The sequence below is a fragment of the Agrobacterium sp. LR_9 genome (assembly GCF_041954855.1).
In the GTDB taxonomy this organism is placed as follows: domain Bacteria; phylum Pseudomonadota; class Alphaproteobacteria; order Rhizobiales; family Rhizobiaceae; genus Agrobacterium; species Agrobacterium leguminum.
In genome coordinates this window covers 36,753-49,689 of the sequence record NZ_JAVAYA010000014.1, presented here as the reverse complement: position 1 = coordinate 49,689, position 12,937 = coordinate 36,753, and the positions used below count along the sequence as shown (strand labels likewise).

The following is a 12,937-nucleotide window of genomic DNA, read 5'->3' as shown; positions in this document are numbered from 1 at the left end:
GAAGGTTGTCGATGGCGCTCTTGTCTTCAAAGGGAAAATTGACCCGGGACAGCTTTACGGGCTGGTTCATGGCCGCACCGGCGATGGCGCTGATCGGGCTATTCCTGATCACGCCCTTTCTGCTGGGGCTCGGGTTTTCCTTCACCAACCAGCGGCTGACATCTCCCAATCCGACCGAGTTTGTCGGCGTTGAAAATTACACCCGGCTGCTGGGTATCGGCGTGTTGAAGCTTGAGCCGGAAAGGGAGGCGGATGGGAGCCTAACGCAGGATGCGGATGGCCCAACCTCCTATTCGCGCATTCGCACTTTCACCCGCAACAATCCCGACTACCCCCATCTGGACGGGATGCGGGAATATAAGAGCTTCAGCTGGGGTGAGAACCAGATCGTCATTCTGGCGCGCGACGTCGTGTTTTTGACAGCGCTCGTCAACACGCTTTCCTTCGTGGCGGTCGTTGCCCCGGTTCAGGCGGCGCTGGCGTTGTTTCTTGCCCTGTTGGTGAACCAGAAGATTCCCGGCGTCACGATTTTCCGCGCGGTCTACTTCATGCCCGTCGTGCTGTCGGTGGTGGTGGTGGCGTTGCTCTGGCGGTTTATCTACGCAGCGGATAACGGGCTTCTGAACAGCCTTTTGAGTTATATGAGCTTCGGGCTGTTCCAGCCACTCGACTGGCTGGGCAGAACCGATACCGCCCTGTGGGCCATCCTGGTCATGTCCGTCTGGCAGGGGGTCGGTTTTCACATGGTCATATGGCTTTCCGGCCTGCAAACAATCTCTCCGGATCTTTACGAGGCAGCCGATATCGAAGGCGCGAGCCGCTGGCAAAAGTTCAGCATGATAACCTGGCCGCTGCTGCGCAACACGGCCGTGCTAATTATCATCGTCATCACCATGCAGGCTTTTGCCCTTTTTGCGCAGATCGATGTGATGACCAAGGGCGGCCCCCGCGATTCGACACAAAGCATCGTCTATCAGGCGGTTGAGCGGGGATACCGACAACAGGACATCGCGGCAGGTTCGGCAATCTCGGTCGTCCTCTTCCTGCTTGTCCTGTGCATCTCACTGACCCAACGATACCTGACAAGGGAGAAGCAATGATGCAGGCCGGACAACGCAAGAGCCTCGCTTTTCTCATCGGCAACTATGTGCTCATGCTCGCTTTCGCGGCGATCTTCATTTTGCCTCTCTTGTTCATGGGCTTCTCGTCGCTGAAACCGAACGACCAGCTGCTCAGTGATGCGACCTCGATACGCGCTTTCCTGCCGGTTGGAGATCTGTCGCTTGAAAACTACACCGCGGCTTTCGCCCGGGCGCCGATTGCGACCTTCATATTCAACTCGGTTCTGGTAACGGCCGTTACCGTGTTTCTCGCCCTGCTGCTTGGCTCGCTTGCCGCATTCGCCTTCACCTTTTTGAACTGGCGCGGAAAGGATGTTCTCTTTTCGATCATCCTCGCCACGCTCATCATTCCCTTTGAAACCATTGCCGTGCCGCTGCTGCTGGAAGTCAACAATCTGCCATGGATCGGCAGCAACGGGTTTACCTGGGGATGGCTCAATTCGTGGCATGTGCAGATCATCCCATGGATCGCAGACGGGCTGACGATTTTCCTTTTCGTGCAATATTTCAAGGATCTGCCGAAGGAATTGCTGGAGGCGGCGCGCATCGACGGGGCCGGCTGGCTGCGGATTTACGCACAGGTGGTGATGCCGCTCAGCGGCCCGGTCATCGCAACGGCTGCGATCCTGAAGTTTCTCGTCATGTACAGCCAGCAATATCTATGGCCGCTTCTCGTTACCCAGTCCGAGGCCTACAGGCCGGTGATGGTGGGGCTGCAGTATTTCTTCCAGCTCAACACACCCTGGGGTGAGGTGATGGCCTATCTCACCATCATCACGCTGCCGGTGCTGATCTTTTATCTCTGCCTGCAGAGGCTGTTCATCTCCAGTATCGCGGCAAGCGGGATAAAGGGATAGCGCCTCATCCTGCACGGGGTGAAGGCCTGACACAGGGCTTTAGTGAGAATACACTGGGACTTGCGGGAGCTTGCTGCATTCCATTAGCGCCGAATATTCTGGCCAACCCGGAGGCTGTTGTGTTTTCTTACGAACTTGAACGCTGAACGGCGCCCGGCAGATCGTCGTTCCAGATTGGCTGATTACACTGCCATTAAAATCGAATGTTTGACCGGGAAGAGCAGTCGCCCGAGAGTTGATCTTAAGCGCCCTGCGAGATTTGCCCTTCTCACATTCATGGTTTGCGCCGCTCTGAAGGATGAGGCCGATGAAAATGAGATTTTTCTGTGAGGCTGTTGTTGCCTTGATGTTTTCCACCGCAATCGCCTCCGCCCAGCAGGCGTCCGACACGGTGGCGCCGGAAAAGGCAACCGGGCTTGCCACCGCCAAACGTGTCGAGTCGAAGAACTTCATGGTCGCCGCAGCCAATCCGCTCGCGACTAAAGCGGGGCGCGACGTGATCGCCGCGGGCGGCAACGCCATAGATGCGATGGTGGCGGTGCAGACTGTGCTGGGCCTCGTTGAACCGCAGAGTTCCGGTCTCGGCGGCGGCGCCTTCCTCGTCTATTACCACGCTAAAAGCGGCAGGCTGACGACGTTGGACGGCCGGGAGACGGCACCGTTGGAAGCCACGCCAAAGCTCTTCCTGGATGACAAAGGTCAGCCGCTTAAATTCATGAACGCAGTCATCGGCGGTCGTTCCGTTGGCACGCCGGGAACGGTGCGACTTCTGGAGGAAGCTCACAAACGCTATGGAAAGGCCGAATGGGCAAGCTTGCTGAAGCCTGCGGAAACGCTGGCGACCGAAGGTTTTCAGGTGTCGCCGCGCCTTGCCTCTCTGATCGCATCAGAGGGTGACCGGCTGAAGACATATCCAGAGGCACGGTCCTATTTCTTCGACACCTCCGGGGCCGCGCTGCGGGCCGGTGCTCGGTTGAAGAACCCGGCCTATGCCGAGACGCTTGCAGCGATCGCCAAGGGCGGCGCCGATGCCTTTTACAAGGGGAAAATTGCCGAGGCGATCGTCAAGACCGTGCGCGAGGCAGCCGACAATCCTGGCGTGCTGTCGCTTTCCGATCTTTCCAACTATCGCGTCATCGAGCGCGAGCCAGTGTGCTTTGTCTATCGTGCACTTGACGTTTGCGGCATGGGACCGCCATCGTCAGGCGGCATCGCCATAGGCCAGATGCTCGGCATGGCGGAGAATTTCGATCTCAGGTCGCTGGGGCCGAAAAATGTCGAAAGCTGGCGCATTATCGGCGACGCGCAGCGTCTCGCCTTCGCCGACCGCGAGCGTTACGTCGCTGACACCGATTTCGTGCCGCTACCGGTCAAGGGCATGCTGGACAAGACCTATCTAGGCGAGAGGGCAAAGCTGCTCGACGGCGACAAGGCGCTGGCCAAAGACGCGGTCAAGGCCGGTGAGCCGGAATGGGACCACGCGCTGCTTTTCGGCCGGGATGCCGCGCTTGAGTTGCCGTCGACGAGCCATTTCGTCATCGTCGACAAGGAAGGCAACGTGGTCTCGATGACGACGACGATCGAAAGCGGCTTCGGCTCGCGTCTGATGACGAATGGCTTCCTGCTGAACAACGAGTTGACGGACTTTTCCTTCAAGACCCATGACGGCGGTCTGCCGATCGCCAACCGCGTCGAACCCGGTAAACGACCGCGCTCCTCCATGGCCCCCACTATCGTGATGAAGGATGGAAAACCGCTGCTCGCCATTGGTTCGCCCGGAGGAAGCCAGATCATCGGCTATGTGGCGCAGGCGCTGATCGCCTATATCGACTGGGGCATGCCGGTGGAAGTGATCGTCGCCCAGCCGCATCTCATCAACCGGTTCGGCACCTATGACATCGAGGCCGGCACCAGCGCGGAAGAATTGGCCGGTCCGCTGAAGGCGCTGGGTTACGAGGTGAAACCGGGTGAGATGAACTCCGGTCTGCATGCTGTCGAAATCACCGCCGAAGGCTTGGCCGGCAGCGCCGACCCACGACGCGAGGGACTGGTGATGGGGGAGTGAACGCTCAGCCTGCGGAAAAACGGCGGCCTCAAGAGACTGAGCATAGCGTTCGTGTAGAGGTTAGATGACTACCCCGCAGGGTGTTCTGTTTTAGCGAGGAAATCGTCGGGGAACTGGTAACAACCAACGCCGTTCGTTGTTTGCATGACCAATGGAGGAAGGCATGAAAAACTTCGCCCTTTATTACTGGCCAGTTCCTTTTCGAGGTCAGTTCCTCCGCGGAATTCTGGCCCATTGTGGGTGCTCCTGGGATGAACACGATGCCGATGCGATTGAGAATATTATGGATTGTGCGGTGGAAAAGCAGCCGGTTGCCTTCATGGGGCCGCCGGTTCTGATTGACCGTGAGCGCAATTTTGCGATCTCCCAGATGCCGGCGATCGCCATCTACCTGGGTGAGCGGCTGGATATATTGCCGACAACTATTGAGGGCCGCGCACTCAGCGCCAAGATCGTTAACGATGCCAACGATGTCCTTGATGAGTTGACTCTCAACGGCGGGCGCGAAATGTGGACACCTGAAAAATGGGAAGAGTTCGTCCCACGCCTCCAAAAATGGATCCGTATTTTCGCGGATACCGGGGCACGAAACGGCTTGAGCCCTACTTCCGGCTTTATGCTCGGAACAGAAAAGATTGGCGTAGCAGATATAGCGACTGCAATCCTTTGGACTACGGTCGCCGACCGGTTCCCTGTCATTCAGGGCATCATTGAGGATACGTCACCTACAATCTGGGGCCTTTCCAGAAGAGTGGTAGCCACAACTTCGCTGGCCGCCTTGAACGATAAAAGTTTCGAGGAATACGGCAACGCTTATTGCGGAGGAGAGATTGAGAAATCGCTCCGGAAGGTAGCGGGTTGATTTACGTCTGCGCGGCGCCATCGCTTTGTCTGCCATCCAGCCGGACAAAAGTCTTGAAGAGATACGCACCCCCGACGCACCACTTCACAGCCACGCAGTTGAAAGGAACCCGAACCAACACCAATGTCATTACAGAAGTCCGATGGCGCAAGCCTACCTCTTTTCAAAAGCGGAGCCGATGATCTTCCGCGAGAGAACGACGCCAAAGAACCGGCACAATCCATTTGTCACTTAGCAGGCTGCAGACTCCGTTTGACGGAATGGGTCTGAAGTGTCTGTCGTCCTCTGATCCGCGCGATGGGCCGGCATCCCGAATATGCAGGAATCTCGGGATACGCAGCCTTGTTGCGAATGCTAGTAGCAAGCCGTGCCGGCAAATCCGTCAATATCCACCTGTCAGAAAAATGTTCTCCCCGGTCATGAAACTGCAGGCCTGCGACGACAGGAAGATGGCGGCCCCCACCATTTCTTCCGGCTGCCCGGCACGGCCCATCCAGTTCAGCGTCCGGACGTATTCCCCCCAGCCTTCGGGATCCTCATCACGACGGTGGGCATTGCGGTCGGTGTCGATGAGGCCGGGCGCGAGTGTGTTGAGCAACACATTGTCGCGCGCATAATCCCGCGCCTGACTCTGGATCAGATTGTGCTGCGCAGCCTTGGTGGCGGCATAGGCGGTGACGATGCCCTTCGGCCGCAGCTGATTGACCGAACCGATGGAAACCACCCTGCCCCATTTTCGGGCCGCCATGCGCGGCAAGGCCGCCTGCAGCATATCCACCGTCGAGCCCAGATTGACCGCCAGCTGAAACGCCAGATCGTCCGCTGTCAGTTCCGAAAGCACGGCGTTGATCTGGGCGCTGGCATTGATGACAAGAATATCGACCGGCGCAATCGCCTCGGCCCGTTCGATGAGATCACGACCGGCACCGGGTTCGGACAGATCACCCGCCAGTTCCTGCGCCGTGCCGCCGCTTGCGACGATCCGGTACTGCACGGGCGCAGCAGCGCCCGGCTTTACGCCATGCAGGATGACACGGGCGCCCGCGCCCGCCAGCCCCTCGGCAATGGCGGCGCCTATGCCACGGCTGGAACCGGTGACGAGCGCCGTGCGGCCCGTCAATCCAAAGACGCTTTCGAGACGCATCCTTTATCCCTCAAACAGCGAGATGCGCGCGCCGGCAATTCCCGGGCGGCAGGAAAACAGGCCGCCGGAGAGCGGCGCATCGGCGAGTGTGGAGGCAGGCAGGCGCGTGCGGGCGCTGGTGATGAACAGCGTCGACAGGTCCGGCCCGCCAAAAGCGATGCTGGAAGGGCGTGGCACCGGCATGTCGATCACCTGGTCCAGCTTGCCGTTCGGAAGATAACGGCGCACGCACCAGCCATCCCAGATGGCGCACCAGACACCGCCTTCGGCATCCACCGCCAGACCATCCGGCCGGCCATCGGCCACCGGAATGCGGGCGAATTCACGGCGCTGCGACAGCGCGCCCGTCGCCGGATCGCAATCATAGGCGTGGATGAGACCGGGCACGGTATCGACGAAATAGAAGGTCCGGCCATCCGGGCTCCAGCCGAGGCCGTTGGAGACGATGATGCCGCCTTCCTTGCGCTCGGACGCGCCATTTGCATTGATGCGATATAGTGCACCGGTGGGCTTGGAGGCATCGATGCGCATCGATCCGACCCATATCGCGCCATCCGGCCCGCATTTGGCATCGTTGAGGCGGTTGTCGACGATGCCCGCCTCCGGGCTGACGAAGGGTGTCAGCCGGCCGGAGGCGAAATCCAGCCATTCGACGCCATCCTGCGACGCCACCAGCAACCGCCCGTCGGTGACCGGGATGACGGCGCTGACCAGCTTGCCGGTCTCGCAGGTTTCGTTGCGGCCAGTAGCGGGATCGAAGCGGTACACCGCCGGATGCAGGATATCCACCCAATAGAGCGCGTTTTCCCCCTCGTGCCAGACCGGGCTTTCCCCCAGCTGCGCACCCCAAGGCAGAATGCAGCTGAGTTCGGCACTGGGGCGGCCCGTTGCCGAACGCGGGCGCGGTCGCGAGCTGATCGCCACGGCCCCGGCGGCACCGGTAATGCGGCGGGCGGCGGCAATCAATTCACGCCCGGCGGGATGGATATTGGAGGAATCCAGCCGCGACGACGGCCCGAGCGCAACAAGCACGCCCATCGGCGTATTGTCCCGGCCCATGACAGGGGCGGCGACCGAATTCACGCCCGGCAGATGCTCCTCGTAGGAAATCGAATAACCCCGTGCCCGCGTCAGCGTCAGATCCGCCTGCAGCGCATCGAGGGTGGTAATGGTTTTGGGTGTCTGCAGATCGAGCGTCAGGCGATCCAGCAGCGCGCGGCCAACGGCGGGGTCCTGAAAGGCGAGCAGCGCCTTGCCCGGTGCGGTGCAATGCAGCGGCACGCGGCGCCCCACCTCGACGCGCACCGAAAGACCGTTCGGCGAGCGTTCGGCGAGATATTGCGTCATGGTGCCGTCAAGCCGGCACAGTGCAACCGTCTCCCCCAGTTCAGCGGCCAGCCGCTCCAGTTCCGGGGTCGCCGCCGAGACGAGATCGAAGCTCTCCCAAACCTTGTGGGACATTTCCAGAAAACGCTGGCCCAGCACATAGGTGCCGCGGGCCTCATCCTGACGGACGAGGCCATAAGCGATGAGGGTGCGCAGGATTCGCGCGAATGTCGGCTTCGGCAGACCGGAGGCGCGCAGCAGCTCGGCAAAACGCAGCGGTTCCGGCGCATCGGCGACCATGTCGAGCAGGGTCAGCCCCTTGGCAAGCGCCGCCGTGCCCCCCGGCGTCTCGGGTTTCATTGCCTCTGCTCCTTCGCGAGTCGCTGCCGCCTTGCGACCGCCGCGTCGTCCAGCATCCGGTCCATCGTCCATTCCGCTTCAAACCCCAAAGTGTTTCTGATCCGCTCGTTGGACGTATGGTAATAAACGCCGTCGCCAGGAAAATCGACTGTCACGATGGGAAGGCCGGTCAGCGCCGCAATCCTCGGCAGAAGCGTGGCGAAATCGGCAGGTTCATCCGCCCCGAGATTGAAGATGCCGCCCGCCGCGTCGGGATGGTCGAGAGCAAGCAGAATCCCCGCCACCATATCGCGTGTCTCGGTTATATGCATGCGGAACGGCCGGCCGTTTTCGTTGCGCGCCAGAATGTGCGCGGGTTCGCCGATATCGCGGGACTGGAGCAATTCGGCGATGGCGGTGTTTCCGAAATTCTGCTGCTGGCGGATGCGCGGCCGCAGGAAAAACCGGGGGCCGGAAAAGAAACTGTCCTCATCCAGCAGCTCCGCCGCATCCTGCGTATGCGAGAAACGCAGGATAACCGTTTCCATCGTGCCGTTTCGTTGGTGAAAGCGCACCAGCTCTTCGCCCAGAAGCTTGGTCAGACCGTACGGCGAATTGGGGCAAAGCGGATGGTCCTCGGTGACCGGCAGGAACTCCGGGCGGTTTTCCGGATAGACCTCGCCCGATGAGGCGAAAACGAACCGCCGCACGCCGGCTGCTGAAGCCGCATCCAGAAGCCGGCGCGTGCCCTCGACATTGACGGCAAACATGCGGTCGCGATCCGCCGGAGCCCAGGACATGAACGCCCCCAGATGCAGGACGGCGCTCACACCCTTGATGGCGTCGGACAAAGCCTGCGCATCCTCAAGTGACCCTACAACCTCCTCGCCGCCGGTTCCCGAGGGTCTGAGATCAAAGCCGCGAACGGTTCGGCCCTGCGCGCGCAAGGCGGCGACAACGGCGCGGCCGACACGGCCTGACGATCCGGTGACAAGGATCATAGTCTTGCTCCGGTCTTTGAATCGAAGAGATAAAGCTGCGCCGGATCGAAACCGAGCCGGAGTGCCTCATTGCCGGGAAGATTGCCGGTATGCGAGACGCGCGCGATCAGCCCCTTGGACTTGCCTTCTTCGCCATCTGCGACCCTTGCGCCCTCCGCATCGAAATAGACATATTTTTCCGATCCCAGGCTTTCCACCAGCGTCGGACGGACTTCGAAGGTAACAGGCGCATCGCCCAGAACGAGATGTTCCGGCCGCAGGCCGACGATCACGCTGCCCTGACGCTCGACGACCCCCGGCAGGGAAACCTGTTGCCCAAAGAGGGTCACCGTGCCGTCACGCAGTTCCGCATTGAGGAAATTCATGCCCGGAGAACCGATGAACCCGGCAACGAACAGATTGGCCGGATTGTTGAAAAGCTCGTCCGGTGCAGCGATCTGCTGGATGATGCCGCCCTGCATGATGACGACGCGATCCGCCATTGTCATCGCTTCGACCTGATCATGCGTCACATAAACGGTGGTGACGCCGATGCGCTTGTGCAACGCGCCGATCTCGGCACGCATGTGGACGCGCAGCTTGGCATCGAGGTTGGACAGCGGCTCGTCCATCAGGAAAGCCTGCGGCTGGCGCACGATGGCGCGGCCGAGCGCTACGCGCTGGCGCTGGCCGCCCGAGAGATCCTTGGGCTTGCGATCGAGATATGGGGTGACTTCCAGAATGCGCGCGGCATCATCAACACGGCGGTCGATCTCGGTCTTGTCGGTGCCGCGCATCTTAAGGCCAAAGCCGATATTCTGGCGAACGGTCAGGTGCGGATAAAGCGCATAGTTCTGGAACACCATGGCGATGTCGCGGTCACCCGGCGCCAGATCCGTCACTTCGTTGTCGCCGATGAAGATCTGGCCTTCGCTTGCCGGTTCGAGGCCGGCTAGGATTTTCAGCATCGTCGACTTGCCGCAGCCGGAAGGCCCGACCAGCACCACGAACTCGCCATTCTCGATCTCAAGCGAAAAGGGCCTGAGAACGTTGAGCGCGCCATAGGACTTACTGACGTTGCGAATGGAAATATTGGCCATGCTTATTTCTCCGCGCCAGCGGTGAGGCCGCCGACCAAATAACGTTCAAGGAACAGGTAGATTGCGATGATCGGCAGCGCGATGAACACGGATGCGGCGGAGATGTCGTTCCAGTAGGTGACATATTCGCCCTGCATCGTGGTGATGCCGAGATTGGCCGTCCAGTTGTCCGGCGAGTTGACGAGGAAGGTGCGAGCATAGGCATAGTCTGCCCAGCTGAGCACAAAGGCATAGAGTGCGGTGGCGGCAAGCCCCGGTGTGGCGATGGGAAGCACGACACGCACCATCGCGCCGATCGGCGAGCAGCCATCCACCATGGCGGCCTGCTCCAATTCCTTCGGAATGGTGTCGAAATAGCCTTTCAGCATCCATGTGGCGAAAGGAATGATCATGGTCGAATGCGCCAGCACCAGTGTCCAGAGGCTACCGATCAGACCGAAGCTGGAAAAGATCGAAAACAGCGGAATGACGAGCAGCGTCGCAGGCAACATCTTCGCCGTCAGGACGAAGAGACCCATGGTCGCGCCGCCCCGCATTGAATAACGCGACAGTGCATAACCGGCGCTGACCGAAACCAGCATCGATAGCGCCACCGAGCCGATGGCCGCCAGCATCGAGTTCCAGAGCCACAGCAGGATCGGTTTTGCCGCCCAGACCCTGGCGAAAATATCCCATTGCGCATCATCCGGCCAGAAGGTTGGCGGCAGGCGGTAAAGCTCGTCTGTGGTGGAAAGTGCTGTGACCAGCAGCCAGTAGACCGGGAACAGGATCATCACCAGGGTGAAAATCACAGTCGCGTAAAGGGCAAGGCTCTGTAAAAATGTCCGTTTCATCAAAGCCTCCTCAATAGATCGATTTCGAACGCCGGCCGAGCATCAACAGGCTCGCGACGATGCAGATCACCAGCGTAAGCACGCCGACGGCGGCGGCACGACCGAAATTGTGATACTGGAAGGCCTGGTCATAGGTCATGATCGACAGCGTCTGGGTTGAACGCAGCGGCCCGCCGCCGGTCAGAACCTTGATGATGGAAAAGTCGCGGAATACCCAAAGCAGCGTCAGCACCAGCGTCACGCCCAGCACCGGCATCAAAAGCGGCATGGTGATCCAGCGGAAACGCTGCCACAAACTCGCGCCATCCACCTTTGCGGCCGCATAATAATCGGCGGGGATGGACTGCAGGCCGGCCAGACACATGATCGAGACGAAAGGAAAACCCTTCCACACCATGGTGATCGCCACGGCCCAGAATGCGGCCGTGGAACTGCTGACCCACGGGATCATCTGGTCGGTAAAACCGAGCTTGATCGCCAGCCACCCGAACAGGCCGAAGGAAGTGTCGAACATCCACGCAAAGATGACGACCGCGATGATTTCCGGCACCGCCCAGGGCAGCGCCATTCCCAGCCGCGCAACGGTACGGCCGTTGAAACGGTTATTGGCCAGAAGCGCCGTGCTGAGGCCAACCGCGACGCTGCCGGCGGTAACGACGATGACCAGTTTCAGCGTTACCCAGCAGGCCAGCCAGAATTCCGGCGACGAGAACAGCCAGGTGTAGTTGCTCAGCGAAAACGGCCGGCTGGCGCCGCCAAGCCTTGGAATCTTGACCTGCTGGAACGACAGGTCGATGGCCAGCACGAGCGGCCAGACGATGATGGCGGCAACCATCAGGACCGCGGGCGCGATCAGAATATAGCCGAGGAGATGTTGCCGGCTGGGACGCGCAAGATCGAAGAACTTGCGACGCCCAGCCCGAACGGGTTCGGTCATGGATGGTCCTCCTGCCGGATGCGGATGATGGCCATGGCCCTTTACGGGCCATGGCAGGACAACGGGATCAGGACAATGGGGGATCAACCCTTGATGGCTTCGGCCTTTGCCTGCATGGTTTTCGCCACCTCCGCCGGATCGAGATCCTGAATGATCATCCGCTGGCTTTCTTCCATCACCATCTTGCTGAACTCGTTGTAAAAAAGCTCAAGCCCGGTCGGGATGCGGTCGATACCGGCTTCCGACGCGGCCTTCATTGTTTCGATCAGCACCGGAAAATGCGGGATAGTCTTTTCAACACCCGAGACATCCGCCTTCGGGCTTGGCGGGGTGTTGCCGCCAAGGGTGGCGTAACTGCGCTGGAATTCCGGCGTCATCGTCAGCTTGATGAAATCCCAGACCAATGCCTTCTGGTCGTCGGGAATATCGGCCGGCATGGCCAGCACGTTGGAAGACCCGCCAAGCGGCGGATGAAGCGGCGGCGCGACATAAACGATGTCACTCTTGGCCGAACCCTTTTCGGTCGTACCATAAAGCCACGGTCCATCGAGCCGCATGGCCATCTTGCCATCGGCAAACAGCTTGCGCACGTCGCTGGCGCTCATGTCGACCGGACTGATCCCGCTCTTCATCACGGTTTTCCAGCGTGAAAGACCCTCCACCATCTGCGGCGTATCGATGGTGATATTGCCGTCCTTGTCGGTCCAATAGGCGCCGGCATCGAGGATGTAGTTCAGCATTTCCGTGAGATATTGCCCCGGACCACCCTTTGTTTCGTGGCCTGTACCAAACTGATCGATAATGCCATCGCCGTTCAGATCCTTGGTCGTCGCTTTCGCAGCGGCCAGAAACTCGTCATAGGTCTTCGGAACCGCGACGCCCACCTCTTCCAAAATCTTCTTGTTGTAGGCCATCACGAAACCGAAATAGTTGGTCATGATGCAGACGGTTTCGCCATTCCATTCGCATTTCTGCTGGCCGGCCCAGCCCGTCATGTCGATGCCGTCCTTCTTCAGCCACGGGTCGAGCGGTTCCAGCCAGCCGCTATCGGCAAACATTTGAAATTCGAAGGACGCCAGATGCACGATCTGCGGCGGCTGGTTGGCCGCAAAGAGTGTCGTCATCGTGTCGGCGTAGGAGCTGCGCTCGGCCTTGGTGAATTCGATTTTCACGCCCGGATGCTGTTTCTCGAAGGCGGCGATGGCGGAGCGCCACCATTCGCCTGTGCCGGCATCATCCGTCTGCCAGGAAATGAATTTCAACACCGTATCGGCCATGGCGGGCGCTAATCCCCCCACGGTCATCAGCATCGCGGTCGCTGTGCCAAGCGCCAGCTTTTTTATTCTTTTGGTCATGGGTTCCTCCTCCAGAAA

Annotated in this window: 11 protein-coding genes; 4 read left to right on the top strand and 7 right to left on the bottom strand. The window is 60.0% G+C overall.

Features of this window, described 5'->3' with window-relative positions:
- Positions 1 to 11: 11 nt before the first annotated feature.
- The 4 genes from RAC79_RS16685 (at position 12) to gst (ending at position 4,905) form a co-directional block, all read left to right on the top strand.
- The gene (locus RAC79_RS16685) at positions 12 to 1,100 is read left to right on the top strand and encodes a carbohydrate ABC transporter permease (protein ID WP_174040276.1); all 1,089 of its coding nucleotides are present in this window, start codon (positions 12 to 14) and stop codon (positions 1,098 to 1,100) included.
- Positions 1,097 to 1,978: a carbohydrate ABC transporter permease gene (locus RAC79_RS16680; RefSeq protein WP_081307780.1), complete on the top strand. Its 882-nt coding sequence runs from the start codon at positions 1,097 to 1,099 to the stop codon at positions 1,976 to 1,978. The genes RAC79_RS16685 and RAC79_RS16680 overlap by 4 nt, the downstream gene beginning before the upstream one ends.
- A 307-nt stretch (positions 1,979 to 2,285) precedes the next feature.
- Positions 2,286 to 4,043 (top strand): gamma-glutamyltransferase, encoded by a 1,758-nt coding sequence (gene ggt, locus RAC79_RS16675; RefSeq protein ID WP_174040274.1) that lies wholly within the window; start codon positions 2,286 to 2,288, stop codon positions 4,041 to 4,043.
- 163 nt (positions 4,044 to 4,206) lie between these two features.
- Positions 4,207 to 4,905, top strand: a complete 699-nt coding sequence (gene gst, locus RAC79_RS16670) for a glutathione S-transferase (RefSeq protein ID WP_174040272.1) — start codon at positions 4,207 to 4,209, stop codon at positions 4,903 to 4,905.
- Positions 4,906 to 5,287: 382 nt separating this feature from the next.
- On the opposite strand, the gene RAC79_RS16665 is transcribed toward gst, so the two are convergent.
- The 7 genes from RAC79_RS16665 to RAC79_RS16635 form a co-directional block, all read right to left on the bottom strand.
- A complete protein-coding gene (locus tag RAC79_RS16665) occupies positions 5,288 to 6,049 on the bottom strand; it encodes an SDR family NAD(P)-dependent oxidoreductase (protein ID WP_078052899.1) in 762 nt (253 codons plus the stop codon).
- Between the two features lie 3 nt (positions 6,050 to 6,052).
- Positions 6,053 to 7,735: an SMP-30/gluconolactonase/LRE family protein gene (locus RAC79_RS16660; RefSeq protein WP_142845651.1), complete on the bottom strand. Its 1,683-nt coding sequence runs from the start codon at positions 7,733 to 7,735 to the stop codon at positions 6,053 to 6,055.
- Positions 7,732 to 8,715 carry an NAD(P)-dependent oxidoreductase gene (locus RAC79_RS16655; RefSeq protein ID WP_174040270.1) on the bottom strand — a complete coding sequence of 328 codons (984 nt, stop codon included), beginning with the start codon at positions 8,713 to 8,715 and terminating at the stop codon, positions 7,732 to 7,734. The genes RAC79_RS16660 and RAC79_RS16655 overlap by 4 nt, the downstream gene beginning before the upstream one ends.
- On the bottom strand, positions 8,712 to 9,794 hold the full coding sequence (locus RAC79_RS16650; protein ID WP_142845653.1) for an ABC transporter ATP-binding protein: 1,083 nt from the start codon (positions 9,792 to 9,794) through the stop codon (positions 8,712 to 8,714). The genes RAC79_RS16655 and RAC79_RS16650 overlap by 4 nt, the downstream gene beginning before the upstream one ends.
- A 2-nt stretch (positions 9,795 to 9,796) precedes the next feature.
- Entirely contained in the window at positions 9,797 to 10,627 is an 831-nt protein-coding gene (locus RAC79_RS16645) for a carbohydrate ABC transporter permease (RefSeq protein ID WP_142172418.1), read from the bottom strand.
- A gap of 10 nt (positions 10,628 to 10,637) precedes the next feature.
- Positions 10,638 to 11,564, bottom strand: coding sequence for a carbohydrate ABC transporter permease (locus tag RAC79_RS16640; protein ID WP_142845654.1), 927 nt, complete (start codon positions 11,562 to 11,564; stop codon positions 10,638 to 10,640).
- A gap of 83 nt (positions 11,565 to 11,647) precedes the next feature.
- Complete coding sequence (locus RAC79_RS16635; RefSeq protein WP_142845655.1) at positions 11,648 to 12,919, bottom strand: sugar ABC transporter substrate-binding protein; 1,272 nt, start codon at positions 12,917 to 12,919, stop codon at positions 11,648 to 11,650.
- Between the last annotated feature and the right edge of the window lie 18 nt (positions 12,920 to 12,937).

What these genes read in the sequence shown, in the direction of transcription:
- RAC79_RS16650 (WP_142845653.1), bottom strand. Translation starts at nt 9,794, where the DNA reads ATGGCCAATATTTCCATTCGCAACGTCAGTAAGTCCTATGGCGCGCTC.
- gst (WP_174040272.1), top strand. Translation starts at nt 4,207, where the DNA reads ATGAAAAACTTCGCCCTTTATTACTGGCCAGTTCCTTTTCGAGGTCAG.
- ggt (WP_174040274.1), top strand. Translation starts at nt 2,286, where the DNA reads ATGAAAATGAGATTTTTCTGTGAGGCTGTTGTTGCCTTGATGTTTTCC.
- RAC79_RS16635 (WP_142845655.1), bottom strand. Translation starts at nt 12,919, where the DNA reads ATGACCAAAAGAATAAAAAAGCTGGCGCTTGGCACAGCGACCGCGATG.
- RAC79_RS16665 (WP_078052899.1), bottom strand. Translation starts at nt 6,049, where the DNA reads ATGCGTCTCGAAAGCGTCTTTGGATTGACGGGCCGCACGGCGCTCGTC.
- RAC79_RS16655 (WP_174040270.1), bottom strand. Translation starts at nt 8,715, where the DNA reads ATGATCCTTGTCACCGGATCGTCAGGCCGTGTCGGCCGCGCCGTTGTC.
- RAC79_RS16685 (WP_174040276.1), top strand. Translation starts at nt 12, where the DNA reads ATGGCGCTCTTGTCTTCAAAGGGAAAATTGACCCGGGACAGCTTTACG.
- RAC79_RS16680 (WP_081307780.1), top strand. Translation starts at nt 1,097, where the DNA reads ATGATGCAGGCCGGACAACGCAAGAGCCTCGCTTTTCTCATCGGCAAC.
- RAC79_RS16645 (WP_142172418.1), bottom strand. Translation starts at nt 10,627, where the DNA reads ATGAAACGGACATTTTTACAGAGCCTTGCCCTTTACGCGACTGTGATT.
- RAC79_RS16640 (WP_142845654.1), bottom strand. Translation starts at nt 11,564, where the DNA reads ATGACCGAACCCGTTCGGGCTGGGCGTCGCAAGTTCTTCGATCTTGCG.
- RAC79_RS16660 (WP_142845651.1), bottom strand. Translation starts at nt 7,735, where the DNA reads ATGAAACCCGAGACGCCGGGGGGCACGGCGGCGCTTGCCAAGGGGCTG.